The organism is Methylobacterium sp. WL6 (assembly GCF_008040095.1).
Lineage (GTDB): Bacteria > Pseudomonadota > Alphaproteobacteria > Rhizobiales > Beijerinckiaceae > Methylobacterium.
This window is the reverse complement of sequence record NZ_VRVH01000525.1, coordinates 1-1,756: the sequence shown is the minus strand read 5'-3', so window position 1 is coordinate 1,756 and position 1,756 is coordinate 1. Positions and strand designations below refer to the sequence as shown.

Here is a 1,756-nt window from a genome sequence, read left to right as displayed (position 1 = left end):
TGCGGCCGCTCCCGAGGCCGCCGACGCGGCGCCGCGCCCCGAGGCGATCGTCGCCGTGGCCGAGAGCCTCACCGTCGCCGAGGCGCCGGCGGCGTCCGAGGATGAGTCCGACGAGGACGAATCCGACGACGAGGACGAGGACGAGGATTCGGACGACGAGGACGAGGACGGCGACGACGAGGAGTCCGACGAGGACGAGGGTGACGAGGATCCCGACGCCGAGCCGAAGATCTCGCAGGTCGGCGGCAACGGCGACGCGCTCGGCGAGCTGCCCGAGCGCCCGCGCAGCCACCGCCGCCACTACAAGATCCAGGAGGTGATCAAGCGCCGCCAGATCATTCTGGTGCAGGTCGTCAAGGAAGAGCGCGGCACCAAGGGCGCGGCGCTCACCACCTACCTGTCGCTCGCCGGCCGCTACTCGGTGCTGATGCCGAACACCGGCCGCGGCGGCGGGATCTCCCGCAAGATCACCTCGGCCGCCGACCGCAAGCGCCTCAAGGAGACCGCCCAGGCGCTGGAGGTGCCCGACGGCATGGGCGTGATCCTGCGCACGGCGGGCGCCTCGCGCACCATGCCGGAGATCAAGCGCGACTTCGAATACCTGATGCGGCTGTGGGAGAGCGTGCGCGAGCTGACCCTGTCCTCGACCGCGCCGGCGCTGGTCTACGAGGAGGGCTCGCTGATCAAGCGGGCGATCCGCGACCTCTACAACAAGGACCTCGACGAGGTCCTGGTCTCGGGCGAGGCGGCCTACGCGGAAGCGCGCGACTTCATGCGGATGCTGATGCCGCAGCAGGCGAAGGTGGTGAAGCCCTATCGCGACCCGACGCCGATCTTCGCCAAGCATGGCGTCGAGCAGCAGCTCGACGCGATGTTCTCGACCCACGTGACGCTGAAGTCCGGCGGCTACCTCGTGATCAACCCGACCGAGGCCCTGGTCTCGATCGACGTGAATTCCGGGCGCTCGACCCGCGAGCACGACATCGAGGACACCGCGCTGCGCACCAACATGGAGGCGGCCGAGGAGGTCGCCCGCCAGCTGCGCCTGCGCGACCTCGCCGGCCTGGTGGTGATCGACTTCATCGACATGGAGGAGAAGCGCAACAACCGCGCGGTCGAGAAGAAGCTCAACGACTGCCTGAAGAACGACCGCGCCCGCATCCAGGTCGGGCGGATCTCGCCCTTCGGCCTGATGGAGATGAGCCGCCAGCGCATCCGCACCGGCGTGCTCGAATCCTCGTCGATCCCGTGCGTGCATTGCGGCGGATCGGGCTTCGTGCGCGCCACCGCGTCGGTCGCGCTGCACATCCTGCGGGCGATCGAGGAGGCGCTGCTCAAGGCGTCGAGCCACAACCTGATCCTGCGCACCCGCACCGAGGTGGCGCTCTACATCCTCAACCAGAAGCGCGGGCACCTGCACGAGCTCGAGATGCGCTTCGGCGTCAGCGTGACGATCGCCGCCGACGAGCGGCTCGGCGCCACCACGGCCTACCAGCTCGATCGCGGCGAGCCGGCCCAGCGCGCCGAGGGCCCGGTCACCGGGATCCGCGCCGTGGCGATCTCGCCGATCTCCGAGATCGAGGAGGACGACGGCTTCGAGGAGGCCGAGGACGAGACCGCCGAGGAGGCGCTCGCGCAGGACGCCCTCGGCGAGGCCGATGCGGACGACGAGGCCGAGGATGCGCGCGAGGCCGGTGCCGAGCGCTCGGAGAAGTCGGACGAGGGCGACGGCCAGCGCCGCCGCCCTCGTCCGACT

Annotated in this window: 1 protein-coding gene; it reads left to right on the top strand. The window is 70.3% G+C overall.

Translation table 11 applies throughout. From position 1 onward, the window contains the following. Window positions 1-1,756 (top strand): ribonuclease E/G (locus FV230_RS28010; protein ID WP_147844687.1); only part of this gene is annotated, 1,756 nt, incomplete at both ends.